This is a genomic window from Actinoplanes sp. CA-131856 (assembly GCF_050956135.1).
Classification (GTDB): domain Bacteria; phylum Actinomycetota; class Actinomycetes; order Mycobacteriales; family Micromonosporaceae; genus Actinoplanes.
This window is the reverse complement of sequence record NZ_CP191849.1, coordinates 2,324,604-2,349,137: the sequence shown is the minus strand read 5'-3', so window position 1 is coordinate 2,349,137 and position 24,534 is coordinate 2,324,604. Positions and strand designations below refer to the sequence as shown.

General features: G+C 70.6%; 23 protein-coding genes. 9 read left to right on the top strand and 14 right to left on the bottom strand.

All coding sequences use genetic code 11. The annotated features are described in order from the left end of the window. Window positions 1–52 precede the first annotated feature (52 nt). Genes ACQP2X_RS11290 through ACQP2X_RS11280 form a run of 3 tightly spaced genes read right to left on the bottom strand, consistent with a single transcriptional unit; the run spans window position 53 to window position 6,108 of the window. Window positions 53–1,291: an aminotransferase class I/II-fold pyridoxal phosphate-dependent enzyme gene (locus tag ACQP2X_RS11290; RefSeq protein ID WP_498696168.1), complete on the bottom strand. Its 1,239-nt coding sequence runs from the start codon at window positions 1,289–1,291 to the stop codon at window positions 53–55. Beyond that, window positions 1,288–4,341: a putative bifunctional diguanylate cyclase/phosphodiesterase gene (locus ACQP2X_RS11285; protein WP_498696167.1), complete on the bottom strand. Its 3,054-nt coding sequence runs from the start codon at window positions 4,339–4,341 to the stop codon at window positions 1,288–1,290. The genes ACQP2X_RS11290 and ACQP2X_RS11285 overlap by 4 nt, the downstream gene beginning before the upstream one ends. A 57-nt stretch (window positions 4,342–4,398) precedes the next feature. Beyond that, the gene (locus tag ACQP2X_RS11280) at window positions 4,399–6,108 is read right to left on the bottom strand and encodes an SCO7613 C-terminal domain-containing membrane protein (RefSeq protein WP_498696166.1); all 1,710 of its coding nucleotides are present in this window, start codon (window positions 6,106–6,108) and stop codon (window positions 4,399–4,401) included. 79 nt (window positions 6,109–6,187) lie between these two features. On the opposite strand from ACQP2X_RS11280, the gene ACQP2X_RS11275 reads away from it, so the two are divergent. Genes ACQP2X_RS11275 through ACQP2X_RS11260 form a run of 4 tightly spaced genes read left to right on the top strand, consistent with a single transcriptional unit; the run spans window position 6,188 to window position 9,687 of the window. Continuing rightward, entirely contained in the window at window positions 6,188–7,069 is an 882-nt protein-coding gene (locus ACQP2X_RS11275; protein ID WP_498696165.1) for an ATP-binding cassette domain-containing protein, read from the top strand. Next, entirely contained in the window at window positions 7,066–7,668 is a 603-nt protein-coding gene (locus ACQP2X_RS11270; RefSeq protein ID WP_498696164.1) for a hypothetical protein, read from the top strand. The genes ACQP2X_RS11275 and ACQP2X_RS11270 overlap by 4 nt, the downstream gene beginning before the upstream one ends. A gap of 37 nt (window positions 7,669–7,705) precedes the next feature. Next, window positions 7,706–8,821, top strand: coding sequence for an NAD(P)/FAD-dependent oxidoreductase (locus ACQP2X_RS11265; RefSeq protein WP_498696163.1), 1,116 nt, complete (start codon window positions 7,706–7,708; stop codon window positions 8,819–8,821). Then, entirely contained in the window at window positions 8,818–9,687 is an 870-nt protein-coding gene (locus ACQP2X_RS11260; RefSeq protein WP_498696162.1) for an RNA polymerase sigma-70 factor, read from the top strand. Before ACQP2X_RS11265 ends, ACQP2X_RS11260 begins: the two co-directional genes overlap by 4 nt. 4 nt (window positions 9,688–9,691) lie before the next feature. Here ACQP2X_RS11260 and ACQP2X_RS11255 read toward each other — a convergent pair whose 3' ends face one another. Both ACQP2X_RS11255 and ACQP2X_RS11250 read right to left on the bottom strand, forming a co-directional pair. Further along, entirely contained in the window at window positions 9,692–10,096 is a 405-nt protein-coding gene (locus ACQP2X_RS11255) for a TIGR03668 family PPOX class F420-dependent oxidoreductase (protein WP_498696161.1), read from the bottom strand. Beyond that, window positions 10,093–10,923 (bottom strand): LLM class F420-dependent oxidoreductase, encoded by an 831-nt coding sequence (locus tag ACQP2X_RS11250; protein ID WP_498696160.1) that lies wholly within the window; start codon window positions 10,921–10,923, stop codon window positions 10,093–10,095. Before ACQP2X_RS11250 ends, ACQP2X_RS11255 begins: the two co-directional genes overlap by 4 nt. 68 nt (window positions 10,924–10,991) lie before the next feature. On the opposite strand from ACQP2X_RS11250, the gene ACQP2X_RS11245 reads away from it, so the two are divergent. Further along, on the top strand, window positions 10,992–11,168 hold the full coding sequence (locus ACQP2X_RS11245) for a hypothetical protein (protein ID WP_498696159.1): 177 nt from the start codon (window positions 10,992–10,994) through the stop codon (window positions 11,166–11,168). Here the strand turns inward: ACQP2X_RS11245 and ACQP2X_RS11240 are convergent. The 3 genes from ACQP2X_RS11240 to ACQP2X_RS11230 all read right to left on the bottom strand — a co-directional run bounded on the left by ACQP2X_RS11240 (window position 11,123) and on the right by ACQP2X_RS11230 (window position 14,662). Continuing rightward, window positions 11,123–12,910 (bottom strand): GAF domain-containing SpoIIE family protein phosphatase, encoded by a 1,788-nt coding sequence (locus ACQP2X_RS11240; protein WP_498696158.1) that lies wholly within the window; start codon window positions 12,908–12,910, stop codon window positions 11,123–11,125. The two genes, ACQP2X_RS11245 and ACQP2X_RS11240, sit on opposite strands and share 46 nt — an antisense overlap. Window positions 12,911–12,986: 76 nt before the next feature. After that, window positions 12,987–13,658 (bottom strand): response regulator transcription factor, encoded by a 672-nt coding sequence (locus ACQP2X_RS11235; RefSeq protein ID WP_498696157.1) that lies wholly within the window; start codon window positions 13,656–13,658, stop codon window positions 12,987–12,989. Continuing rightward, window positions 13,655–14,662, bottom strand: coding sequence for a sensor histidine kinase (locus tag ACQP2X_RS11230; protein WP_498696156.1), 1,008 nt, complete (start codon window positions 14,660–14,662; stop codon window positions 13,655–13,657). The genes ACQP2X_RS11235 and ACQP2X_RS11230 overlap by 4 nt, the downstream gene beginning before the upstream one ends. Before the next feature lie 88 nt (window positions 14,663–14,750). Between ACQP2X_RS11230 and ACQP2X_RS11225 the strand changes: the two genes are divergently transcribed. Beyond that, window positions 14,751–15,110 (top strand): hypothetical protein, encoded by a 360-nt coding sequence (locus ACQP2X_RS11225; RefSeq protein WP_498696155.1) that lies wholly within the window; start codon window positions 14,751–14,753, stop codon window positions 15,108–15,110. A 9-nt stretch (window positions 15,111–15,119) separates the two neighbouring features. Here the strand turns inward: ACQP2X_RS11225 and ACQP2X_RS11220 are convergent, their stop codons facing one another. The 3 genes from ACQP2X_RS11220 to ACQP2X_RS11210 are packed head-to-tail and all read right to left on the bottom strand — an operon-like array spanning window position 15,120 to window position 18,128. Beyond that, window positions 15,120–15,569: a hypothetical protein gene (locus tag ACQP2X_RS11220; protein WP_498696154.1), complete on the bottom strand. Its 450-nt coding sequence runs from the start codon at window positions 15,567–15,569 to the stop codon at window positions 15,120–15,122. Between the two features lie 4 nt (window positions 15,570–15,573). Continuing rightward, window positions 15,574–16,218, bottom strand: a complete 645-nt coding sequence (locus ACQP2X_RS11215) for an HAD family hydrolase (RefSeq protein WP_498696153.1) — start codon at window positions 16,216–16,218, stop codon at window positions 15,574–15,576. Continuing rightward, window positions 16,215–18,128, bottom strand: coding sequence for an amylo-alpha-1,6-glucosidase (locus ACQP2X_RS11210; RefSeq protein WP_498696152.1), 1,914 nt, complete (start codon window positions 18,126–18,128; stop codon window positions 16,215–16,217). Before ACQP2X_RS11210 ends, ACQP2X_RS11215 begins: the two co-directional genes overlap by 4 nt. 49 nt (window positions 18,129–18,177) lie before the next feature. Here ACQP2X_RS11210 and ACQP2X_RS11205 point away from each other — a divergent pair, with 49 nt between their 5' ends. Then, entirely contained in the window at window positions 18,178–20,802 is a 2,625-nt protein-coding gene (locus tag ACQP2X_RS11205; RefSeq protein WP_498696151.1) for an MGH1-like glycoside hydrolase domain-containing protein, read from the top strand. On the opposite strand, the gene ACQP2X_RS11200 is transcribed toward ACQP2X_RS11205, so the two are convergent. Beyond that, window positions 20,786–21,742, bottom strand: a complete 957-nt coding sequence (locus ACQP2X_RS11200; RefSeq protein WP_498696150.1) for an alcohol dehydrogenase catalytic domain-containing protein — start codon at window positions 21,740–21,742, stop codon at window positions 20,786–20,788. The two genes, ACQP2X_RS11205 and ACQP2X_RS11200, sit on opposite strands and share 17 nt — an antisense overlap. A gap of 49 nt (window positions 21,743–21,791) precedes the next feature. Here ACQP2X_RS11200 and ACQP2X_RS11195 point away from each other — a divergent pair, with 49 nt between their 5' ends. Both ACQP2X_RS11195 and ACQP2X_RS11190 read left to right on the top strand, forming a co-directional pair. Then, window positions 21,792–22,367, top strand: a complete 576-nt coding sequence (locus tag ACQP2X_RS11195) for a TetR/AcrR family transcriptional regulator (RefSeq protein ID WP_498696149.1) — start codon at window positions 21,792–21,794, stop codon at window positions 22,365–22,367. A 325-nt stretch (window positions 22,368–22,692) separates the two neighbouring features. Further along, the gene (locus ACQP2X_RS11190) at window positions 22,693–23,058 is read left to right on the top strand and encodes a nuclear transport factor 2 family protein (RefSeq protein WP_498696148.1); all 366 of its coding nucleotides are present in this window, start codon (window positions 22,693–22,695) and stop codon (window positions 23,056–23,058) included. 143 nt (window positions 23,059–23,201) lie between these two features. Here ACQP2X_RS11190 and ACQP2X_RS11185 read toward each other — a convergent pair whose 3' ends face one another. Beyond that, window positions 23,202–23,555, bottom strand: coding sequence for a hypothetical protein (locus ACQP2X_RS11185; RefSeq protein WP_498696147.1), 354 nt, complete (start codon window positions 23,553–23,555; stop codon window positions 23,202–23,204). A gap of 135 nt (window positions 23,556–23,690) precedes the next feature. Then, a complete protein-coding gene (locus ACQP2X_RS11180) occupies window positions 23,691–24,506 on the bottom strand; it encodes a formate/nitrite transporter family protein (RefSeq protein WP_498696146.1) in 816 nt (271 codons plus the stop codon). Window positions 24,507–24,534: the final 28 nt, after the last annotated feature.

Genomic DNA, 24,534 nt, shown 5'->3' with positions numbered 1-24,534 from the left:
ATCACATTGTGGCGGGAAGGCCGGGCGGCGCGGGGCCGCCCGGCCGGAAGGATCAGGCTCGGCGGAGCTTGCCCGCCGCGTTCAGCTCGGTGATCACCGCGTTCAGCTCGTCCAGCTCGTCGTCGCCGTTGGCCGCCGTCACCTGGGCCCGGAAACCCACCTGGTCGCGCGGGACCAGCGGATACGCCGCCAGCGTCACGTAGATGCCGCGGTTCCACAGCAGCTTGCCGACCTCGTCGATGTCCTCGCCGTCGGCCAGGGGCAGCTCGATCACCGGCGTGTTGCCCGTGTTCGGGGTGTAGACGCCCAACGCCCGTACGTGGTCCAGGACCTTCATGGTCTTCCGGTAGAGCTCGGCCCGGATGTCGTCGCCCCGCTTCTCGTTCACCGACAAACCCGCCAGCACCGTCGCCAGCGACGCCGTCGGGGCCGGGCCCGAGTACAGGTACGGCGGCGCCGACACCTTCAGGTGGTTCTTCAGCCACGTCGGCAGGGCCAGGAAGGCCAGCAGCGACGAATAGCTCTTCGAGAAGCCGCCCACCAGCACGATGTTGTCGTACGTCTCGCCGGCGTACTTGACGATCGCGTTGCCCTTGAGGCCGTACGGCGACTTCTCGTTGACCCCACGCTCGCCGATCACGCCGAAACCGTGCGCGTCGTCGACGTACAACAGCGCCCCGTACTCCCGGCACACCGCCGCGAACGCCGCCAGGTCGGGCGCGTTGCCCGTCATGCTGTTCACGCCGTCCATCGCCACGATCTTCGAGACGCCGGTCGGGGCGGCTTTCAACATGGCCCGCAATTCGGACAGGTCCGAGGCGGCAAAGCGATGGACGCTCGCGCCCAGCCCTCGGGCGTACATCGAACCGTCGTAAATGGTCTTGTGAGCCTGCGAGTCCAGGAAGATGTGCCCCTTGCCGGCCAGGATCGGCAGGACCGACATGTGGATGTGGGTGATCGTCGGCAGGACCAGCGTGTCCGGCGCGTCCAGCAGCGCCGTCAGCTTCTCCTCGATCTGCGGGTAGAGCGCCGGGTTGCCCAGCAGCCGCGACCAGCTCGGGTGGGTGCCCCAGCGGCGCACCTCGGGCTCGATCGCCTCCATGATCTCGGGCTCGAGGTCGAAGCCGAGATAGTTGCAGGAGGCGAAGTCGGCCAGCCAGTGGTCGCCCACCCGGATGCGGCGGCCCTTCACCTCTTCGATGGTGGCGTCGTACATGGGGTTGCCACTGCGCAGCCGCTCCAGGTCCGCCCACTTACCGTCACGCTTGACGAACTCGAGACCGTCGCTCATGAAAGACCCTTCGTGAGAATCATGGATTGGAACTCTTCGGATGTGACCGGCTTGGAGAACAGGTAGCCCTGTCCGTACGGGCAGCCCATCGAGACCAGGGCCGCGCGGTGTTCCTCCAGCTCGATGCCCTCGGCCACGACCGCCAGGTCGAGCGTGCGGGCCAGGTTGACGATGGTCTCGACCAGCGCCATCTGTTGCTTGCTGTGCAGGATGTCGTCGATGAAGGACTTGTCGATCTTCAGAACGTCGACCGGCATCTGGCTCAGGTAGCTCAGCGACGAGTAACCCGTGCCGAAGTCGTCGATCGCGATCCGCACGCCCATGGCCCGCAGCTCGTGCAGGTCACGCCAGACCTGGTCGGCGTCGTGCAGCACCAGGCTCTCGGTGATCTCCAGCAGGAGCCACTTCGGGTCGGCTCCTATTTCGGCCAGCACCGCCTTGACTTGAGAGACGAAGCCGGGTGTACGGAATTGACGGGCCGACACGTTCACGCTGACGTACCGCATGAGACCGCCGGTGTCCGAGCGCCGCCATTCGGCGAAGGTGCGCAGCGCCTCGCGCAGCACCCAGCCGCCGATCGCGACCACCGCCCCGTTCTCCTCGGACAGCTCGATGAACTCGTTCGGGCCGAGCAGCCCGCGGGCCGGGTGCTGCCAGCGCACCAGGGCCTCGAGGCCGATCGTCTCGCCGGTCGGCAGGTCGACGATGGGCTGGAAGCGCAGCCGCATCTGGTCGCCCGGCACCGCCTCGTTGAGGGCCGAGCGCATCTCGAGGCGGCGCAGCATCGCCTCGTGCATCTCGTCCTCGTAGCGCTGCCACGTGTTCTTGCCCTCGGTCTTCGCCCCGTACATGGCCACGTCGGCCCGGCGCAGCAGCTCGGTGATCCCGGCCGCCTCGGCGCTGGTCGCGACGCCGACGCTGGCCGCGCCGCGCACCAGGTGCGTGGCCCCGGTGGCGTCGGTGACCTCGATCGGCTCGGCCAGCGCGGTCACGATGCGGCCGGCGATCTGCTCGGCGTCGGCCTGCGCGTCGACCTGCTCCAGCAGCACGGCGAACTCGTCGCCGCCGGTGCGGGCCACCGTGCTCAGCGGGCCCACCACGGCCGAGATGCGCTCGCCGACAGTGGTCAGCAGCTGGTCGCCGGCGGCGTGCCCGAGCGTGTCGTTGACCTCCTTGAAGTCGTCGAGGTCGATGAACAGGACCGCCACCTCGTGCCGGCGCCCGTCGGCGAAGTGGGCCGCGTGCTCGAGCCGGTTCTGGAACAGCGCGCGGTTGGCCAGCCCGGTCAGCGCGTCGTGGTACGCCTGGTGGGCCAGGTCGTTCTCGAGGCGCCGGCGCTCGGTGACATCTCTTATGGTCACCACGAGCCCGCCCACGGCCGGGTCGTCGCGCAGGTCGCGGCAGGTGCACTCGACCTGCAGGAGCAGGTCGTCGCCGCTGATCGCGGTCAGGTCGACGCCGTCGCGGAAACCGTTGCCGGAGCGCACCTGGTCGAGCAGCTCGGTCAGCTCGGCGTGGTCGGTCGCGGCGATGAGCCGGCGCAGCGGCATGCCGACCATGTCGGTGTGGCCGAAGACGGGCAGCGCCGACGGGCTGGCGTAGCGGATCACCTCGTCGTCGCCGACGATCATGATGACGTCGGAGGCGCTCTGGATCAGCGCGCGGAAGTAGTCCTCGCTGCTGCGCCGGTTCACCTCGGCGGTCAGGTTGATCCGCTCGACGGCCATCGTGCCCTGGGTCATCAGGGCCACGAAGGCGGGCTCGAGCGCGGTCAGCACCTCGTCGGCGGCGGCCAGGTAGAGCCGGCGGTGCCGGCGGGGCTCGCCCGGCTTGCGGGGCGAGGCGATCGCCTCGGCGCACAGGGCCCAGGTGAAGCCGTCGAACGCCTGCGCCACGAGGGCCGGCTCGTCGGCGATCAGCACCTTGCGGGTGCCGACCAGGCCGGTCGTGTTGCCGGGCCGGGCGTCGACGGAGAGCACGAACTCGGCCCACGGCTGCCCGGACGGCACGATCGCGTTCAGAGCTTTCTTCAAGGCCTCGTACGCCTCGGCCTCGCTGCTCGCCGCGACCAGGTCGGCGCCGGTGATGCGCAGGGTGCGCTCCCGGGCCGCGGTGGTCCGCTGGGTCTGCATGAGCCCGGCCACCCGCAGCATGACGGCCAGGAACATCAGCGCGCTGGCGGTGGCGATCATCGGGGCGTCGGTGACGTCGCCGCCGAGGTCCTCGATGAGCAGGACGGCCGGGGCGATCAGGGCCGCGGTGGCCATGAGGGCGATCCGGCGGCCGCCGGCGATGGGCTCGGTGCTCCGTTCGCCGTCGACGGTGAGCTCCCGCATCGACGGGTGTAGCGAGGACAGCGCGATGGCGGTGTAGAACAGGATCCAGCCGAAGTCGACCGGCCCGCCGACCTGCCAGTTGTCGGCGAGCTGGCGCAGGCCGTAGATGACGTCGGTGACCAGCAGGCTGGAGACGCCGACGACCAGGATGGTCAGCGCGGCCGGCTTGCGCCCGCCGCCGGTCAGCAGCCGGGCGAACATGGCCAGGGCCAGCACGTCGCCGAGCGGATAGGCGATCGAGACCAGCTTGTCGGGCAGGGTCAGGCCGGTGTCGTGCACGTACGGCGCGATCAGGAAGACCCAGGAGAGCAGGCCGAGACCGGCCGTGGGCACGAGCGCGTCGAGCAGCGCGGCCCGGTTGTCGGTGCCCGACCGGGCCCGGATGAAGATCAGCAGGGCTACCGCGAGCATCGGGTAGATGATCAGGTAGAACAGGTCGGCCAGCGACGGGAACGGGTTGGCGTACCCGAGGTAGTCGGTGAGCACGTTGTAGGTGGTGTCGCCCAGGGTGAAGCAGGCGACGACGGCCGAGAGCAGATACCAGGGCAGCTTCCGCGACGGCCTGTGCAGCCGGATGCCGACCAGCACGGCCGCCGCCCCGGAGAGCCCGATCGCCGCCCAGGAGTACATGCTGTACTCCGGCAGTGCGTAGAAGACCACCGTCAGGGCAGCCACCCACGCGGCGAAGCACATCTGCATGCGCGCGGCGGACATCCGGGCCTCCGATCTAGGGGACAACAGGCCCCTAGATCGGCCGTCGGTGCCGCCGCTTTACGAAAACCGGTGCAGAGTGGCGCGGAGCCGGTCCAGGTCACGCCGCCGGCGCTCCAGCGTCATCGCCAGCATCACCAGCAGCAGCCCGGCCGCGGCGAGCGGGATCCACCGCGGGAGCAGATCCCACACCGGGGCCAGCTCGTGCAGCGCGACCAGGGCCAGGGCGCCGCCGCCGAGCAGCACCGGCGCCCGCAGCCCGGCCCGGGCGCCGGCCAGCACGATCCCCAGCGCGCCGAGGCCGAGCAGCAGCCGGCGCAGGTGCTGCCCGTCGCCCGCGAAGATCGCGATCAGGCTCGGCAGCAAGGCCACCACCAGGGCAAGGCCGTAGGTGGTCCAGCTTCCGGCCGCCGGGCGGGCCCGGCGGATGAGGAGTCCGGCCAGGAGAGCGACGCTTGCGGCGGGCAGGGTGTACGCCTCCAGCACGCTCACACCCGCCTGGGCGAGCGCCAGGATCGCCGCATTGACGATCACGGTGTACGCCCCCAGCAGCGCGACCGACCTTCGCCAGGCGGCCGGAACGAGAACGACCGTGGCCGCCTCGAGCAGCGCGAGCGCCACCGGAACCGACCAGTCGGCCCGGGCCGTCGAGACCTGATCCACGGTCACCACGAAGACGGCGACACCGAGCACCCCGGCCGCCGAGGAGGCCCCGATTCGAGCCCCGAGCAGCCGCCACGACGGCAGAGCCACCACCAGCACCACCGCAGCGACGTCGATCAGCCACCCGGCCGGGCTCAGCACCGCTGTGACCCGCCCGGCCGCGATGACGAACGCCACCACGAACAGGGCCACCGCGATAGCCCGTGCGATCGTCTGCCGCGCGACGACAGCCCCCGCGACCACCGCAAGGGCCGCCGCGATCAGCGCCGCCGCCGGACCCACCGGCTCGTCCGAGACGAGGCCGAGGAGAGCACACCCGGCCGCCACCACCACGGCCACCCCACCCGTCACCGCCGAAGCCACGCGCAGGCGACCGGTCGCCAGCACCGCCACGTCGATCGCGGCCACCCCCACGAACGCGAAGGCCCACCCGGTCAGGGCCGGCCCCGCGATCGCCACCAGCAACGGCAGCACCGGCTGCGCCACCAGCAACGCGGCATAGCGCGGAGCCACCAGCCCGGTGAAGTGCTCGTACCCCGCCGCGACGGCCCCGGTCACGGCGCAGACGGCGGCCGCGTAGCCCCAGGCCGACCCCTCGGCGACTCCGAACAGGTTGACGTGCCAGGCGGCGTACCCGTCAAGCAGCGTCAGCAGAAGTCCCACCGCGGCGAAAGTCTCGGCCGTGGCCGTCAGGCCGCGCCGCTTCACCAGCGGCGGCACCGCGAGCGCCACCCCGGTGAAGCCGGCGAGCACCACGGCCCGCCCGCCGACCCCGAACTGCGCCCAGGCGACCGCCGTGAACACGACCGCGGCCACCGCGAGCAGCAGCCCACCCAGCAGGAACAGAACATTCTGCGCAAAACGGGGAGTGCTGACCGGAGTCCGCACCCGGGCCGCGGCCGCGTTCCGCCGCGCCCACACCTCGTTGAGCGCCGCCTCGATCTGCGTCACGACCAGACGGGCCGCGCCCAGCTGCCGGATGAGGTCGGTGATTTCGGCATCCGCCCGGATCACCGCGATCGCGTCCGGATCCGGACCGTGGCCGCAGGCCGGACAGCCGCTGGTCTCCGACGCCGTGTTTCCGCACTTCGCGCAGGGATAGGTCACGTCAACGATCCTCGTCGCGCCCGTCGCCGAGCGGATGAGTCCGCGTACTCACTTGACCCGGGCGTGAATAATGCCGTCGATGATCGAGATACGGGAATTGACGAAGACCTACGGCGGCATCGACGCCGTCAAGGACGTCACGTTCACCGCCTCGCCGGGCCGGGTCACCGGTTTTCTCGGGATGAACGGGTCGGGCAAGACCACCACCCTGCGCGTGCTCCTCGGCCTGAGCCGCGCCACCTCGGGCCAGGCCCTGGTCAACGGCCGCCGCTACCGCGATCTCGACCAGCCGTTGCGCCAGGTCGGCGCCGTCCTCGAGCAGGGCCTCAGCCATCCCGGCCAGACCGGCCGCGGCCATCTGCGCACCCAGGCCTTCCTCTGCGGCGCCGGCGCCGACCGGGTCGACGAGCTTCTGGAGTACGTCGGCCTGGCCGACGCCGGGAGCAAGCGGACCGGCGACTATTCGCTCGGCATGCGGCAGCGCCTGGCCGTGGCCACCGCCATGCTGGGCGAGCCGCCGGTCCTCGTGCTCGACGAGCCCGCCAACGGCCTCGACCCGTCCGGCATGGCCTGGCTGCGCGGGCTGCTGCGCGGCCACGCCGCGGCCGGCGGCACCGTGCTCATCTCCAGCCACCTGCTCGGCGAGCTGGAGCAGCTGGTCGACGACGTGGTGATCATCGCCGACGGCCGGATCCGGCTGGCCGACCCCCTCGAAGCACTGACCGGACGGCAGGCGGTGCGGCTGCGCGTCCGCGGCCGCGACCCGCACGCCCTGTGGGCCGCCTTCGAACAGGCCGGGGCGGCCGTGACCACCGATGGCCAGGTGCTGCACGTGACCGGGCTGACCCCCGAGGACGCCGGTGACATCGCCTTCGCGGTCCAGCAGCCGATCTACGAGCTCACCGTCGACACCCCGACGCTGGAGCAGCTCTTCTTCCAGCTGGCCGGGAGCGCCGCATGATCGCCGTGGTCCGCAGCGAGCTCTACCGGACGCTCTCCATCCGCTCCAGCTGGGTCTCGCTGGCCGGCACGATCGCCCTGGCCATGGTGTTCGGCTTCCTCAGCGCCGACTTCTGGTCGCTGTTCGCCGGGCTGGGCGCCTTCGGCATCGCCGTGGTCACCACCTCGGCCCACTATCAGCACCGCACCGCCGTGCTGCTCTTCCTCGGCCGGCCGCGACGGCTCACCGTGCTGGCCGGCCAGTGCGTGGCCGCCGTGCTGATCGCGGTGGCGCTCGCCGTGATCAGCGGCTTCACCTTCATCGGCGGACAGGAGATGAAGCAGTTCACCGGCACCCTGGTCGCCGTCCCGATGATCGCCCTGTTCGGCGTGGCCAACGCGACCCTCGTACGCCGCCCGCTCTGGCTCTTCGTCGGTTACATCAGCTTCATCACCTTCGTCGAGGGCCTGCTCGGCCAGCTCAAGGACCCGTGGCCGTTCACCTCATTCCTCGACGCGGCCAGCGGCAAGCCGGAGGGCCTGCTCAAGTTCACCCTCTGGACCGTCCTGGCCATGGCCGCGGCGATCTGGAGCATCCGGCGAGATCTTTCCGGCGATTAGATGTCACAACCGCGAGGGCTGCTTACGTCTCGCGGGCATGAACATCTTGATTCTGGGCGCCGGATACGCCGGCCTGGCCGCGACGAGCAACCTGGCGGGGCGCCTGCGCCACCGCGACGACGTGACGATCACCCTGGTCAACGCGGAGGAGCGGTTCACCGAACGCCTCCGCCTGCACATGACCGCGGCCGGCCGGACGACCGCCGACCTGAGCATTCCCGAGCTGCTGAAGGACACCCGCGTCCGGTTCGTCCGGGGCCGGGTGACCGGCCTGCGTGACGGTGTCGCCTTCATCGACGGTGAACCACTCCCCTACGACCGGCTCGTCTTCGCGCTCGGATCTGCGGTCGTCGCGCCCGATCACACGTACACCCTCAACAGCTGGACCGAGACGCAAGCGCTGGCGAAAGACCTGGCCGGATCGGTGGTGGTCTGCGGAAGCGGCCTGACCGGCGTCGAAACCGCGACCGAGATCGCCGAGGCTCACCCCGGCGCGTCGGTCACGCTGGTCGGCCGCGAGATCCCGGGGGCTTCGATGTCGGTCAAGGCCCGTGCGCATGTCACGGCCGCTTTGGCCCGATTGGGGGTACGGGTTCTGAGCGGCGTCACGGTCGACAAGGTGTTGCCCGACGCGGTGGTCCTGGACGACGGTTCGTCGGTGCCCTCGGACTACACGCTGTGGACGGCCGGCGTGCAGGCCTCTTCCCTGGCCGCCGAGGCCGGCTTCACGGTCGACGACCACGGGCGCATCGTCACCGACGAGAGCCTGCGCTCGGTCTCCCACCCCAACGTCTACGCCGTCGGCGACGCCGCCCACATCGAGCAGCGGTACGGGGTCATGCACGGCACCTGCCAGGGCGGCATGCCGACCGGCGTGCACGCGGCCCTGTCGATCGTCCGCGAACTCGACGGCGAACAGCCGAAGCGGTTCCGGTTCGGCTACTTCCACATGCCGGTCAGCCTGGGTCGCGGCGACGCGGTCGTCCAGTTCACCCGCCCCGACGACAGCCCCCGCCGTATATACCTGGCCGGACGCGCGGCCGTCCGGTACAAGGAGACCGTGACCGCGAGCCCCTGGCCCACCTTCCAGCGCATGCTGCGCATGCCCCGATCGGCGTCGTTCTGGACGTACGGCGGGCGGTACACCCGGTGACGACCGCCTTCGACGACTATCGCAACCTGCTGTTCGCGGTCGCCTACCGCATCCTCGGCTCGGCCTCCGATGCCGAGGACGCGGTGCAGGACGCCTGGCTGCGGTGGTCGGCCGCCGACCGTTCGGACGTGAGCGACCCCAAGGCCTATCTGACGCGCATCGTCACCAACGTGGCGATGGACCAGTTGCGCTCGACCCGGCGGCAGCGGGAGACGTACGTCGGCCCGTGGCTCCCGGAGCCGATCCTGACCACGGCGGAGACGGCCGACGCCGACTCGGTGTCGATGGCGATGCTGGTGGTGCTGGAGTCGCTGAGCCCGCTGGAGCGGGCGGTGTTCGTGCTGCGCGAGGTGTTCGACTTCAGCTATCCGGAGATCGCGACGGCGGTGGAGCGTTCCGAGGCGGCGGTACGCCAGTCCGCGCACCGGGCCCGCGAACATGTGCGGGCCCGGCGCCCCCGGTTCGCGGCCGACCGGGCCCGGCAGCGCGACGTCACCGACCGTTTCCTGTCCGCCGCGACCGGCGGCGACATCAACACGCTGATGGAGGTGCTGGCCCCCGACGTCACCCTGTGGACCGACGGCGGCGGCAAGGTCCGCCAGGCTTTGCGCCCGGTGACCGGCGCCGAGAAGGTGGCAGCCTGGTTCGCGGCGGTGGGCCGACGGCCGTACGAGGGAGTCACCCCGGCCGAGATGGACGTGACCTTGACGGAGCTCAACGGCGGCTTCGGTCTGGTCTTCACCGGCGCCGGCCGGGTCATCTCCACCGTCACCTTCGAGTTCGACAACGACGGCCGCATCACCGCCATCCACAACGTCGCCAACCCGGACAAGCTACGAGCCGTAGCCAGCGGCATTCCCCACTGACCACCTACTCACCCCTGGCACCGCCAACCCAGCTTGTCCACTTTTTTACCGCTATTTCGATATATGGGCCGGCCGGTGCGACGAGCCTGTACTGCGGATATTTGGCGATCAGCTCGCGGATTCCCGCGGGTGCGTCCTCGCGGACCCGGGCCACGCCGTCCGCCCGTACCCACCAAAGGTTTTGCCAATCGCTGTCGTAATGGTCGGCCAGGACGCTGACGCGCGGCTCGGCGGCGATGTTGGCCAGCCGCTTCAAAGCCCGGCTCCGCTTCGGCTTGCCGTCCACGGCCGAGACGATCACGTCGCCGACCAGGGCGAACACGATCGGCACGAGATGCGGCGCCCCGTCCGCGCCCACCGTGGCCAGGCGGGCCACCGGCTGTGCGGCGAAACGCTCGGCCGGTGTCACCGCCCGACCAGCTCACCGATCGCCTTCTCCCACTTCTCCAGGGCCGGCTCGACCACACTCCACGGACCCGACGGCAGCCACACCGACGCCCGCTCGACCCCCGCCTCGGCGCACTTCTCCAGGGCCTTCGGATCGGCCGGCACGCTCAGCATCTGGATCTGCAGGTATCGGTCGGCCCGCGCGCGCAGCTCGGCCACCCGCTCCGCGATGTTGTCGTCACGCCACTGCGGGAACCATCCGTCGCCGTACTCCAGCACCCGATCGACGACGCTCTCACCGCCACCACCGATCAGCACCGGCGGGTTCGGCTTCTGCGCGGGCTTGGGCCACGACCAGATCCGGTCGAAGTCGACGAACTCGCCGTGGAAGCTCGCCTCCTCCTGCGTCCAGATCTCCTTCATGGCCTTGATGCGTTCCCCGAACAGCCGTACCCGCGTCCGCGGATCGGTGCCGTGGTTGCGCATCTCCTCGCGGTTCCAGCCGATCCCCACCCCGAAGTCGAGCCGCCCGCCGCTGAGGTGGTCGACGCTGGCCACCTCCTTGGCCGTGGTGATCGGATCACGCTCGATGACCAGGCACACCCCGGCGCCGATCCGCAGCCGGCTGGTCGCCTCGGCCGCGGCCGTCAGGGCGACGAAGAGGTCGTACGTGTGCGAGTACTTCTGCGGCAGCACGTCACCACCGGGCCAGGCCGTCTCCCGGCTGGCCGGAATGTGCGTGTGCTCCGCGAAGTAGAGCGCGGCGTGCCCGCGCTCCTCGACCCGCCGAGCGATCTCACCGGGCCGAACGCCGTCGTGGGTGGGGAAGTAACCGACACCGAAGTCCATGCCGTCGATCCTATGAACCGGCCCGCCACCCCGCGACGTGTGAGGGGAAAGCGCGGGAGGAGAGTCCCATGATCCTCGTTATCGCAGTCGCCGCCGCCCTGCTGGTCGGTTTTCTGGCCGGCGTGGTGTCCTTCAAGAAGACCAACGAGTATTGCGACCGCCACGGCGTGACCCGCCTCTGTCCCCTGTGCGCGGACGCTCAGGAGCCCAGCACCGGGGAGCTCGCCTCCACCGCGAAGGCGTGAGGCGTGGCGAGAAGCAGCAGCGCCACGTCGTCGTCACGCGTTGCGGCGCCGTCGTGCCTCAGCAGGCGGTCGGCCAGCAGCTCGATGTCGTCGGTGGCGTGCTCGGACAGCAGGCGCTGGACGCGGGCCAGGCCGGCGTCGATCGTGGCCGTGCGGCTCTCGACCAGGCCGTCGGTGTGCAGCATGACGACCGTGCCGGGTGGTAGGTGCTGGGTCTGGTTGCGGCGGGAGACGCGGCGCACCGCGCCGATCAGCGGATCGTGCCCGCCCAGGGAGAGGACCCGCCCGTCCGGCCGCAGCATGACGGGTGCTGGATGCCCGGCGTTGGCCCAGGTCATCTGATATCCGCCGGCGTCGTCCGGCTCGAGGTAGGCCAGCAGCACCGTGGCCAGGTTTTCCAGGCCCACCGACCGGCGGGTGTGCTCCAGCCGGCGCAGCACGGCCGACGGTGGCTCGTGCCGGTCGATGACGAGGGTGCGCAGCATGCTCCGGTATTGGCTCATCGCCGCGGCCGCCGTCACGCTGTGGCCGGTGACGTCGCCCATGACCAGCACGACCCGATCACCGTCCAGGGCCAGCGCGTCGTACCAGTCGCCGCCGACGTGGTCCTCACGGTGGGCCGGGGCGTAACGGGCCGCCATCCGCAGCTTCGGATGGTGGGGCAGCGGGCTGAGCAGCGCCTTCTGCATCACCGCGGCGGCCGCGCGCCGGTCCGCCAGCACATTGGCGCGGGTCAGCGCCTGCACCACGAAACCGGACAGCGCGGTGAGGATCGCCTGCTCGCCCGGGTTCAGCGCGTACGGCTGCTTCCACACGAACGTCAGCGCGCCGGCCGGTCCGGTGGGTCCCCGCAGCGGCACGCTGGCCGCCGACTGCCACCCCAGCTCCTCGAAGGTGCTCAGCGCGTCCGGCGCCGTCGCGGCGACCGCCGTCAGGTCGGGCAACAGCACCGGCCGGCCGGTCCGCGCGGCCAGCGCCGACGGGGTCTTCGAGCCGGCCGGGTAGCGCGCCCACCGTTCGGCCTGCGCCGGGGGCAGCAGCCTCTTCGACGGCAGTGCCACCTGCTCGCCCTCCCCGAGCAGGGAGACACCGACGTACGCCGGGTCGAGGGTGCCCGTCACCAGCTCCCGCACCGCGTCGACCACCTTGTCGACGCTGTCGGCGTCGGCCAGGGCCGAGCTGGCGTGCAACAGCAGCCGGGTCCGGCCGGCGACCAGTTCGGCCGCGAACCGGGAGATCCGCGCCCGCAGGGTGTCGGAGCAGGCCGCGGCCAGGTCGGCCAGCAGCGACAGCTCGGCCCCGGTCCACTGCCGGGGCTCGTGGTCGATCGCGCAGAGGGAGCCGAGCACCTGCCCGTCGGCGTCGGTGAGCGGCATTCCCGCGTAGCCGACCACTCCCAGGTCGTCGATGGCGAGGCTGTCGCGCACCCGGTCGTCGACCCGGGCGTCGACGACCACCAACGGCTCCTGGGTGGCGACCACGTGCTGACAGAACGAGTGGGACAGCGGCGTCTGCCGCTCCTCCTGCCACGGATGGCCCATCCCGCAGGCGCCCGGGAAGACCTGGCGGTCGTCGCTGACCAGGGACACCAGCGCGACCGGCACGCGCAGCGCCTGGCGGACGATCTCGGCGAACCGGTCGAACGCCTCGTCGGCGGCCGCGCCGAGCCCGGTGTGCCGGAGCGCCTCGAGCCGCGCCTGCTCGGTCAGCGCCCTGCGCAGGTCGTCGTCGGGACTCGTCACGAAGACGACGCGATCAGCATCCGAGAATTATGACCACAGATACCGGCCGGTAGCCACCGGCCGATCGTGCTGACGGTCAGTCTCTTCGGCCGTGCTCCATGAGCCCGCCGCGATGCGCGATCGCCACCAGCTGGGCCCGGCTCGACGCGCCCACCTTGGTCAGGATGCGGCTCACGTAGGTCCGTACGGTGTCCGGACTCAACCGCATCTCCCTCGCGACCTCGGCGTTGTCGCCGCCCTCGGCCACCGCGACGAGCACCTGGCGCTCCCGCCGGCTGAGCCGGCTCAGCCGGGGATCGGGCACCGGCGGGGTGGGCGAGTCGGCGGCGGTCGCCATGACGCGCCGTGCCACGCCGGGCGAGAGCACCGGCTCCCCGCGGGCGGCCGCCCGCACGGCGGCCCGCAGCCGTTCCGGCTCGGTGTCCTTGAGCAGGTAGCCGTCGGCGCCGGCGCGCAACGCCCCCAGCACCTCGGCGTCCGTGTCGAACGTGGTGAGCATCAGCACGGCCACGCCGGCACACTCAGGGTCCGCGCGCAGGGCCCGCGTGGCCGCCACCCCGCCGACGCCGGGCATCCGCACGTCCATCAGGACCACATCCGGTCGGGTACGGCGGACCAGCCCCACGACCTGGGCCCCGCCGGAGGCCTCGCCGACCACGGTGATCCGCTCGCCGTCGCCACCCTGGAGCAGCACGGTCAGCCCGGCCCGCACGATGGCCTGGTCGTCGGCGAGCACCACCCGCGTCATTCGGCATCACGGGGGATCGTCGCCTCGACGCGCCAGCCGGCGGTCAGGCGGCCGCCCAGGGCGGCGACGTCGGTCCGGAGGCCGTCGAGCCCGGTGCCGTCGTCGACGCGTACGACGACCTGGTCCTGATCCTGACGCACCTCGACGTCGATGGAGCGGAACGGGGAATGGCGCAGGGTATTGGTGATCGCCTCGCGGACCACGCGGTGAGCGGCGGCGGCCGGCACCCCGTCGACCGGGTCGATGCTGGTGCGTACGTCGTAGCCGGCCGCCCGCGCGGTGTCGGCCACCATCTCGATGTCGGCGGCCGTGGGCCGGCCGGCGTGCAACCGTCGCACGGCGGTCCGCAGCGCCGTCAGCGCCTCCGAGATCGAGGCGGTGACCTGGTCGAGGGCCCGCGACGCGGCCGCCGGATCGCGGCGGACCTCCTTGGCGACACCGGCGTGGATCGCCGCCACGGTCAGGGTGTGCCCGATGGAGTCGTGCAGCTCGCGGGAAAGCTCCTCCTTGTGCTCGGCCAGCCGCTGCTCGGCGGCCAGCGCGACCTGCCGCTCGGTCAGCTCGTCGATGCGGCGGCGGGCCCGGACCAGCTCACCCAGCGCGATGGCGGCGACGGCCAGCGCGACGTGCCCCACCATGTCGTAGAGCAGAACGTACCGCTCGCTCTGCCCCTCGAGGATCCGGAACACCGCCGAGACGCCCAGGGCGACGACGGCGGCCACGGCGGCCGAACGGCGATGCCCGGCCTCGGCCGCCGAATAGAGGGCGGCCGCCACCGGCACGGCGACGCCGATCGCCGGATAGCCGGCGGTGTAATAGGCGAACAGCCCGAACACGGTCAGCGCGAGGACGAGCCGGGGATAGGCGCGGCGGCGCAGCATCAAGGCGCCGAGGGCCACCGCCCACACGTACGCGCCGGGGCCACCCTGTCCACCCTGGCCGGCCGAGACCACGACGGCCAGCACGGCCGCCACCCCGACCGCGAGTGCCGCGTCTCGTCTCACCATTGCGATGCTAGGAGCTTTCTCGTACGCCCAGAAGCGACAATCGAGGCCGCCCACAGCGGGAAGTGGCCGGCTTTACGGTCGCCGCATGAACCTCGGTCTGCGCCTCTGGGTGATCGTCCTTCTCGGCCTGTTGGCCGCCCCGCGGGCGGTGCTCCACGACCTCGACCTGATCCACGAGGGAACGGGCGTCAACGCGGCCCTGGTCTTCGTTCCGCTGCTCGTATGGGTGGCCGTGGCCGTCCGCTGGTCGACGAACCCGTTCCTGTCGCTGCTGGCCGCCGGCGGCGTCTACGGAACAGCCCTGGCCGTGATCCACAACCTCCTGTGGGACGGCGACGCCGTGCTGCTGCGCGGCGCCATCACCGTCAGCAGCCTCTTCACCGGCCTCGCCGTCGGCGCGATCTGCGGCGCCGTCGCCTGGCTGGTCAGCCGGATCCGCCGATGATGTCCTCGTTCAGATCTCGTCGAGGACGATCTCCAGGTCGCGAGGCGCCCGCGTGCCGGCGGTGGCCCACGCCCAGCCGGGGAGGGCGACCGCCTCCGTGAAGAACTCGTCGAGAGTCTTGCCGAAGGACCAGACGTGACCGGACGCCAGCGCCTCGGTCCCCGCGCTCGGACTCCAGTGAAATGTGCAGCTCAGCTGCCATGTGGATGGTTCCTCGACGAGCTGCCGTGTGAGGCCGGCCGAGAACTCGCGCCGGCCCCTGAAGTCGTATGTTCCGTATTGGGCGACGATCCCGTCGCCATCGTCGTCCGGCTGTCCCGCGTCTTCGACGGGGATCTCGGCGAACCGCCGGAAGACCTCGAGCGTGGTCCGCACGTCGCCAACGCTCGCCGAGCCCGGGCGTACGCCGGCGTCGTCGAGCATGGACGTCAGGATGCCCCTCGCGGTGCTGATCAACATCTGCTCATCCTCGGCGCCCGACGACGATGTCCTTCAGCTCGCTGAGGGTGTCGACGCGGTGGCGAGCCCGTGTGAAGTCCTGCGACTTTGTGAAGTCGTTGTGGACGACGGCGCAGTCGATGCCGGCCGCCACGGCTGAGTTCAGACCCCTCGACGAGTCCTCGATGACCAGCGCCTCCTCCGCGGCCGCGCCGAAGCGCTTCAAGGCGGTCAGGTACGGCTCCGGGTGGGGCTTGCTCCGCTCGTAGTCCTCGCGCACCAGCACGAAGTCCATGAACTGCCTGATCCGCCGCTTCTCGTGGATGAGGTCGAAGTCGGCGCGCTTCGCGGTGGTCACGATGGCCATCCGGACGTGCCGGGACAGGTCGGCCAGGACCTCGGTCACGCCCTCGATCTCGATCGCTTCCGTCCGCAGATGGTCCTGGTAGTAGCGATCACGAACCGCTCGCAGCCGGCTGATCGCCGGCTCGTCGACGCCGGCCGCCCGGGCCTGGGCCCAGGTGCCCTGCCCCTGGCTCATGTCGCGGAGGTACCGGTCCTTGTCCAGGGTCAGGCCGATGTCGGCCAGGGCTCGTTCGCCGGCCTTGAAGTACCACGACTCGGTGTCGACCAGCACGCCGTCATGGTCGAAGAGCACGTACTTCTTCACAGGCGGCGGACCCGCAGGGCCTCGGCCACCGACCACGCCTGGAACGGGCAGCCGGTGGCGGCGTGTGGGGCGTTGCCGTCGGCCGTCTCCGAGATGGAGCCCAGGCCGTACTCGGAGAGGTGGTCGTCCGCATCGGAGATGATCTGCGTGGCCGGCACTCCTATACGGTGCCATGCCGTGACGAACGGTCCGATCAGCCAGGGCCAGACCGTTCCCGTGTGATAGGCCGCGTCGCGTTCGGCCGGGGTTCCGCGGTGGGTGGGGTGATATCCGGGGGTGTTCGGGGCCTGGCTCCGCAGGCCCAGCGGGGTCATCAGGGCCGCGCCGATCGTCTGCAGGGCGGCCGGGGTCGGTCGCAGCGGTGCGTACGGCAGCGACCAGGCCAGCAGCTGGTTGGGGCGCATCGTGGCGTCGTCGCCGGCGGGGCCGTCGACCACGTCGTAGAGCGTGCCGGCCGGGGCCGGGAAGCGGCGGGCGAAGCTGGTCAGGGCCTCGGGGTGGGCCTTCACGGCCGGGCCGGCGCCGGAGCGGGCCTGCCAGGCCAGCTTGATGACCATGGCCAGGGCGTTGATCCAGAGGGCGTTGATCTCGACCGGCTTGCCCGCCCGAGGGGTGATGGGCACGCCCTCGACCCGGGCGTCCATCCAGGTCAGGGCCTCGCCGGGGGCGCCCTGGCGCAGCAGGCCGTCGGCCCGGTCGACGGCGATGCCGTAGCGGGTGCCGCGCAGGTGGTGGTCGACGATGTCCAGCAGAGCCGGAAGCAGCGCGGCGGCCAGGTCGACGTCGCCGGTCACGGCCACGTGGCGGCCCACGGCGTGCACGAACCAGAGGGTGCCGTCGGCGGTGTTGTACTCGACGCTGCCCGTGTCGGCGGTGTTGGCCAGCATGCCCTCCGACAGCGTCGCGGCGTACGACAGCAATAAAGATCTTCCCTCGTCGAACCGGCCGGTGGACAGGAAGAGGCCCTCGTAGCTGATCATCGTGTCGCGGGACCAGGCGCCGAACCACGGATAGCCGGCGACAACGTCAAGACCTTTGGCCGTACGGACGATGAAAGCGTCCGCCGCGAGCGCCAGCATCGCCTGGTCGTCGTCGGCCGGAGCGGCCGCCGCGACCACGGCGACGTTGCGGGCGCGGGCGGCGGTCACGACTTCCTCCGCCGGCGGTGGCGGCGCGCCGAGATCGCCCGACCAGGCCGTGACCGAGGCCGTGGCGCCGGGCTGGCGGAGCTCGGCGTGGAAGCTGCCCGCGTACCAGAGATCCTCGGTCGGGGTGAGGCCCCGCGCCGCCTCCTCGCGGTGCCGCACCCCGCGCCACCACGCGCCGGCCGGGCGGAACTCGGGACCCCGCAGGCGGTACGCCTCCTCGACCACACACCCGCCCTCGGCCGCGGTGACCTCGGGTGGCGGGCCGGCGGCGGTGCGCTCGCCGTGGATGTCGCGCCAGGTGCACAGGGCCTCGAGCGTGAGGCTGACCGGGCCGCCGGTGAGCAGGCGGTGGACCACGGCGACGGCCGACCGGCCCGCGACCATGGCCAGCGTGCGCTCCAGGACCACGTCGCCGATCCGCCAGCGCCAGCGGGGCAGGCCGTCGATCAGCTCGAAGCCGGACAGCAGCTCGTGGCCGCGCGGGGCGATGGTGCCGTCCGACCATTCGTGCGTGGCCAGGCGTACCGACGTACCCGAAGCAAGCGTGAGAATCGGATCGAGCGAGGCCACCGCCAGCCGGCGCGAAGCCGGCGTTTCTCCCGCGACGACGAGTAAACCGTGGTAGCGCCGGGTTCGCAGGCCCCCGATCGTGCCCATGGCGTAACCGCCGGCGCCGTCGGGTACAAGCCACTCACGAGTGGCGGACTCGGCGAGGTGCCCGCACGCCTGGGGGCCGAACGCCGTCCTGCGCAGCGTAGCCATCAGATGACCTCCAGTTCTCGGGCACAATCAATCTGGGTGACATCGGATTATGGGGGTGAGACACGGCGTGGCGGAGCGCTTACGCCTGGCGCAGGCGGACTCCGGCGAGCAGCCGTGGCGGGCATGGGGCCCCTACGTGGCGGAGCGCGCGTGGGGCACGGTCCGGGAGGATTACAGCGAGCACGGGACGGCGTGGGACTACTTTCCCCATGACCACGCGCGGTCGCGAGCCTACCGGTGGAACGACGACGGCATGGCCGGTATCTGCGACGACCGGCAGACGTTCTGTTTCGCGCTGGCCCTGTGGAACGGGCAGGACCCGATCCTCAAGGAGCGGATGTTCGGGCTCGGCGGCGACGGCGGCAACCACGGCGAGGACGCCAAGGAGTACTGGTGGTACCAGGACTCGACGCCCACCCACTCGTGGATGCGGTGGCGGTACCACTATCCGCAGGAGGCGTTTCCGTACGACCAATTGGTCCGGGTGAACGGGCAGCGCTCGCGGGAGGAACCGGAGTACGAGCTCGCCGACACCGGGGTGTTCGACGAGGATCGCTATTGGGCGGTGACTGTCGACTACGCCAAAGCGTCGCCAAAGGACATGTGCATCGCGATCCACATCGCCAATCGCGGCCCGTCAGCGGCCACTTTGCATGTGTTGCCGACGTTGTGGTTCCGGAACACGTGGTCGTGGGGCCTGCCCAATCGTGCCGTGCCCTCGATCGTCGGCCGTCCGGGTCGTCTGGCCGGTCGTCATCGCACGCTCGGCAGCATCGTCCTCGAGGGCGACGACCGTGGCGTTCCTCTGCTGTGCGACAACGAGACGAACTCGCAGCGCCTGTGGGGCCAGCCTGGTACGACCATGTTCCCGAAGGATGGCATCAACGACTTCCTGGTCTCGGGCGCGCCGACGGTGAATCCCGCGCTCACCGGGACAAAAGGCGCATTGCATTACTCGATCACCCTCGGGCCCGGTGAGAGTCGGACCATCCGCCTTCGGCTGGCGGCCGACGACGATCAGGTCGGCGCGCTCGATCTGGCCGAGGGGTGGAACGAGGTCATGCGGGAGCGGCTCGCGGAGGCCGACTCGTATTTCGACTCGGTCATACCGGCCGCCGCGTCGGCCGAGGAGAAGGCGGTGGCCCGGCAGGGCATCGCCGGTCTCATGTGGGGCAAGCAGTTCTACCACTTCGACGTGAAGCAGTGGCTGGCCGGCGATCCCGGCTCGGCGCCGCCGCCACCGGGACGGCGCTACGGGCGCAACAACGCCTGGTGGCACATGAACAGCTTCGACGTCATCTCCATGCCCGACCCGTGGGAGTACCCGTGGTACGCGGCGTGGGACCTGGCGTTCCACTGCGTCTCCATCGCCCGCGTCGACCCCACGTTCGCCAAGGCGCAGCTCGTGCTGCTGCTGCGCGAGTGGTACATGCACCCCAACGGCCAGATCCCGGCCTACGAGTGGGCGTTCGGCGACGTGAACCCGCCGGTGCACGCGTGGGCGGCGCTGCGCGTCTTCGAGATCGACGGCGGCCGCGACTTCGACTTCCTGGCCCGCGTCATGCACAAGCTGCTGATGAACTTCACCTGGTGGGTCAACCGCAAGGACGTCGGCGGCAACAACGTCTTCGAAGGCGGCTTCCTCGGCCTGGACAACGTCGGCCCGTTCGACCGCTCGGCCGCCCTGCCGGTGGCCGGCGTGCTGGAGCAGTCCGACGGCACCGGCTGGATGGCCATGTACGCGCTGAACCTGCTCGACATGGCGATCCGCCTGGCGTTGCACGACCGCACCTACGAGGACATGGCGACGAAGTTCTTCGAGCACTTCGCCTACATCGCGGAGGCGGCCTATCGGCAGGGTTTGTGGGACGAGGAGGACTGCTTCTTCTACGACCAGCTGCGCCTGCCCGACGGCCACAAGCTGCCGCTGAAGGTCCGCTCGATCGTCGGCCTGCTCCCGCTGGCGGCGACGACCCGCATCACGAAGGCCACGCTGGACCGCCTGCCCGAGCTGAGCGCCCGCCTGCGCTGGCTGCGAGCCTCGCAGGGCGAGGTGGCCGACGTGATCAGCGCCCGCCGCCTGTCGCCGGAGGGCCGTCAGCAGCGGCTGCTGGCCATGGTCGGGCAGGATCAGCTGCTGCGCGTGCTGGGCCGCATGCTCGACCCGGAGGAATTCCTTTCGGCGTACGGCATCAGGACCCTTTCCCGCTCGCACCTGGAGAAGCCTTTCACGGTGTCGCTGGGCGGCTCCGACTTCACGGTGGGCTACGAGCCGGCGGAGAGCACGAGCGGCCTGTTCGGCGGAAACTCGAACTGGCGCGGCCCGATCTGGATGCCGGTCAACTATCTGCTGATCGAGGCCCTGCGCGAGTACGCCGGCTTCTTCGGCCACGATTTCAAGGCGGAGTACCCGACGGGCTCGCAGCAGAAGGAGCCCTTGGCCGACATCGCCGACGACATCTCGAGGCGCTTGATCGCCCTGTTCCTGCCGGACGAGAACGGCCACCGCCCCATCTACGGCGCCTCGGAACTGCTGCAGACCCACCCCGACTGGAAGGACCTGATCGTCTTCCCGGAGTACTTCCACGGCGACAACGGCGCCGGCCTGGGCGCCTGGCACCAGACGGGGTGGACCGCCCTGGTCGTCGACCTGATCCTCACGCTGCGCCGCTAGAGCCCGGGACGGTCAGCACGATCCGCCCGAACACCCGGCCGGCGTCCATCAGGCTGTGGGCGTCGACCGCCCGGTCCAGCGGCAGCACCTCGTGCACGACAGCGGTCAGATCCACGAACGCCCTTTCCCGTACGGCTCGGAGCGCACCGGCCGGCACCGTGTCCGCGCTGAAGGTCGCCACGGTCAGGGACTTACGGAACGCGGCCATGAGCCGCCCGCCCAGGTCCGCCGGTGGCGGCCCGTCCACCGCGCCGACGATCACAAGGCGGCCGTTCGCGGCGAGCCGGTCCAGCATCAGACCTTCACCGGCCACGACATCGATGATGACGTCGTACGCCTCGGGGCCGTCCCCCGCACCGGACCGGTCGAGCACGTGCGTCGCGCCGAGCTCCCGCAGCCGGCGGCCCCGTTCGGCCGAGCTCGTCGTGACGGCCACCGCCGAGGCTCCACCCCGCGCGGCCAGCTGAACTGTCGCGATGCCGAGACTGCCCGCCGCGCCCCGCACCAACACGGTCTCCCCCGCCACGAAGCGCGCGTGCGCCAGCCCGAAGTGACCGACCACTGCGGCGCTACCGAGGGTCACCGCGTCGACCGCCGAGACACCGTCCGGCAGCGGCACTACGTCACCGACCGCCACGGCTGCCTTCTCCGCGTAGCCACCGCCGGTCCCGGTGAAGGCCCACACCCGCCGCCCCACCCAGCCTGGATCGACGCCGTCACCGACGGCCGACACCGTCCCCGCCACTTCCCCGCCGGGCACGAAGCCTTTCGGGAAGCCGTACGCGGCGAGCGCGCCCCGCCGGATCAGCACATCGACGCCCGCGACCCCGGCCGCTTCGACCGCGACAAGCACCTGCCCGTCCCCGGCCACCGGCTCACCCAGCTCGACGACGCTGAGCCCTTCCGGGCTCCCGAACTCCTTGATCACCACAGCTTTCATGCCAGACGACGCTAACGGACGCCCCCGTCCACTTGGCTAAAGTGAGAGGGTGAGCCCCCATTTGCCTCAGACACCGCTGCGCTCCGACGCCCGGGACAACCGGGACCGCATCCTCGAGGCGGCTCGCGCGGTCTTCGCCACCGAGGGCCTCGACGTGCCGATGCGCGAGATAGCCCGTCAGGCCGGCGTCGGCCCGGCCACGCTCTACCGCCGCTTCCCGACGAAGCAGGCGCTGATAACAGAGGCTTTCACCGAGCAGATGTACGCCTGCTACGCCATCGTCGACGAGGGCCTGTCCGACCCCGACGCGTGGCGCGGCCTGCGCACGGTCATCGAAAGGCTCTTCGCCCTGCACGCCGAAGACCGCGGGTTCGCCCGAGCTTTCACCGACACCGCGGCCCGCGAACGCGGCGTAGTCTCCTTGGCCGAGCTGCTCCGCCGAGCAAAGGCCGCCGGCCACTTGCGCCCCGACGTCACAGTCGACGACCTGATCCTGGTCCTCGTGGCCAACTCCGGCCTGCGCGCCACCTCAGCCACCACTCGGGTGGCCGCTTCCCGCCGCTTCGCCGAACTGACCCTCCGCGCCTTCGCCGCAACCCCCGACCTCAGTCCGCCCCACCCCTGAAACACACCCTTCCAGCACACCCCCTCCGCGCGACCCTCCCGCGCCCCCACCAGCGAACCCGTCCCACGCCACTACCGCACACCATCAGCGCGCCCCACCGGCGCGGCCATCCCCAAGATCACCAGCGCCTACGCGGAGTTGATCACGGCCCGACCGACGCAAATCCTCCCGCGCGGCCTGCCGGCGCCGCTTCCCCACGGGGCAAAAGCGCGCCCAACCAACGCACCCCCTCGGCCGAGCCCACCGTCTCGTCCCAGTGGGACGTCAAGGGGGCGCCATCGGCTACGACCATCGAGGAAGGCACACCCACGAGCCGGGAGGGCGCATGTCACGCAACACGGAGACTGTGGAGAGGTACCTCGACGGGTTTCGGCGGAACGATCACGAGCAGGTCCTGTCCTGCCTGACCGATGACATCGAGTGGACCGTGTTCGGGGCGTTCCATCTCACCGGCAAGGCCGCCTACGACGCGAACATCGAAGGGCCGGGCTTTGCTGGGCCGCCGCAGCTCGAGGTCGTACGGATGGTGGAGCAAGGCGACACCGTCATGGCCGAACTGAGCGGGTCGGCGACGCGTGACACCGGTGATGTCATGCGCATGTCGATGGCTGAGGTGTTCCGGATGCGGGACGGGAAGATCTGTGAGCGGCGGGCCTGGGTGATCGAGCTCAAAGAAAACGATCATCGTTAGGAAATGGCCGAAAGTACTAGCGGAATTGCTTTGCGGAAACGACACGCCGCATTTGCTATCACTTCCCATCGGCGCGGCGCCCTAAACCAATAAAACGAGGGCCGCACCCGTCGCCGGGGTGCGGCCCTCGCCGTGTAACGAAATTACCGGTGACCGTGCGGGCGGTTCGGGCCGTGGCCGTGGTGGTGGCCGCGGACGTCCTTGGTCACCTTCAGCGCGACCCAGCCACGCTTGAAACCGCGCTGCACGCGGTCGCAGTCGAACCGGTCCCACTTGTCGTGGAACTGGCCGATGCGGCCGACCTTCCAGCACTGGCTCTGCGTGCGGTAGAAGCCGACAAGGCGCTCGCCACGGGGGCTCTTGTGGTCGCTGGCCTGCGCGGCCGCGCCACCCTGAGCCGGGCCGGCGAGGGCCACGGCGGCGGGGGCGACGCCCATGGTCAGGCCGGCGGCCAGGGCCACACCGGTCATCGTGATCTTGCGCGTGACCTTATTCATGACAACTGCCTTTCTCTCTCATCAAGCGGTGCCTGATGGGGAGAATGTTAGGAGGCACGCTGCATTTTCAACGCGCAGAAACACAACCACTAAAGAGTGAATGATTTCCGCACAGCAAACGATAAATATAAAAGATCATTTGGAATCGTCGCGCAGGTACATATACCAGTACGAGGTGCCGACAAAGACCACCGCACCGACCAGGTTGCCGGCGCCGGCCAGCAGCCAGTTGCGCAGCGTGTCGTCCCATCCGAGGCCGGGCACCCCGGCGAAGATCGCGGCCGGCAGGAAGAACATGTTGGCCACAACGTGGTCGAAGCCCATGGCCACGAACGCCATGATCGGGAAGAAGATCACCAGGATCTTGCCGGACAGCGTGTCGGCGGCGAGCGACATCCAGACGGCCAGGCACACCAGCCAGTTGCAGCCGACCGCGCGCAGGAAGATCTGCCAGTTGCTCTCGTGCATCCCCTTGGCCTCGGCGATGCCGGCCAGCCGCTCGTAGGCCATGCCGCCGGAGGTGCCCGCGTCGGTGCCGACGTCGCCGATCACGCCGGTCTGCACGGCCAGGAAGTACGCGACGAACAGCGCCCCGGCCAGGTTGCCGACCAGCACGAGGGTCAGGTTGCGGGCGACGTCCCCGCCGGTCAGCCGGCCCCGCATGGCGCCCATCGGCACCAGCAGCATGTTGCCGGTCAACAGGTGTGAGCCCGCGACCAGCACGAGCACCAGCCCCAGGGTGAACGCGGCCCCGGTGAACAGCGTCGGCAGGCTTCCCCACAGCCGCGGGTCCAGACCGGACGACACGGCGATCGCCACCAGCCCGCCGAAGGCGATGTAGGCGCCGGCCAGGAACCCCCCGACCAGCGTCTTGTCCCACCTGAGCTCGGCCTTCGTGACGCCCGCGGCCACCGCGGCGTGGGCGATCTCGGACGGATCCTTCGCGGCCATGGCAACTCTCCCGCCTGCGGACAACGAG

Excerpts from the sequence above, each read along its gene's own strand:
- ACQP2X_RS11290 (WP_498696168.1), bottom strand. The coding sequence starts at position 1,291 with ATGAGCGACGGTCTCGAGTTCGTCAAGCGTGACGGTAAGTGGGCGGAC.
- ACQP2X_RS11285 (WP_498696167.1), bottom strand. The coding sequence starts at position 4,341 with ATGTCCGCCGCGCGCATGCAGATGTGCTTCGCCGCGTGGGTGGCTGCC.
- ACQP2X_RS11275 (WP_498696165.1), top strand. The coding sequence starts at position 6,188 with ATGATCGAGATACGGGAATTGACGAAGACCTACGGCGGCATCGACGCC.
- ACQP2X_RS11270 (WP_498696164.1), top strand. The coding sequence starts at position 7,066 with ATGATCGCCGTGGTCCGCAGCGAGCTCTACCGGACGCTCTCCATCCGC.
- ACQP2X_RS11265 (WP_498696163.1), top strand. The coding sequence starts at position 7,706 with ATGAACATCTTGATTCTGGGCGCCGGATACGCCGGCCTGGCCGCGACG.
- ACQP2X_RS11250 (WP_498696160.1), bottom strand. The coding sequence starts at position 10,923 with ATGGACTTCGGTGTCGGTTACTTCCCCACCCACGACGGCGTTCGGCCC.
- ACQP2X_RS11245 (WP_498696159.1), top strand. The coding sequence starts at position 10,992 with ATGATCCTCGTTATCGCAGTCGCCGCCGCCCTGCTGGTCGGTTTTCTG.
- ACQP2X_RS11235 (WP_498696157.1), bottom strand. The coding sequence starts at position 13,658 with ATGACGCGGGTGGTGCTCGCCGACGACCAGGCCATCGTGCGGGCCGGG.
- ACQP2X_RS11225 (WP_498696155.1), top strand. The coding sequence starts at position 14,751 with ATGAACCTCGGTCTGCGCCTCTGGGTGATCGTCCTTCTCGGCCTGTTG.
- ACQP2X_RS11220 (WP_498696154.1), bottom strand. The coding sequence starts at position 15,569 with ATGTTGATCAGCACCGCGAGGGGCATCCTGACGTCCATGCTCGACGAC.
- ACQP2X_RS11210 (WP_498696152.1), bottom strand. The coding sequence starts at position 18,128 with ATGGCTACGCTGCGCAGGACGGCGTTCGGCCCCCAGGCGTGCGGGCAC.
- ACQP2X_RS11205 (WP_498696151.1), top strand. The coding sequence starts at position 18,178 with ATGGGGGTGAGACACGGCGTGGCGGAGCGCTTACGCCTGGCGCAGGCG.
- ACQP2X_RS11200 (WP_498696150.1), bottom strand. The coding sequence starts at position 21,742 with ATGAAAGCTGTGGTGATCAAGGAGTTCGGGAGCCCGGAAGGGCTCAGC.
- ACQP2X_RS11190 (WP_498696148.1), top strand. The coding sequence starts at position 22,693 with ATGTCACGCAACACGGAGACTGTGGAGAGGTACCTCGACGGGTTTCGG.
- ACQP2X_RS11185 (WP_498696147.1), bottom strand. The coding sequence starts at position 23,555 with ATGAATAAGGTCACGCGCAAGATCACGATGACCGGTGTGGCCCTGGCC.
- ACQP2X_RS11180 (WP_498696146.1), bottom strand. The coding sequence starts at position 24,506 with ATGGCCGCGAAGGATCCGTCCGAGATCGCCCACGCCGCGGTGGCCGCG.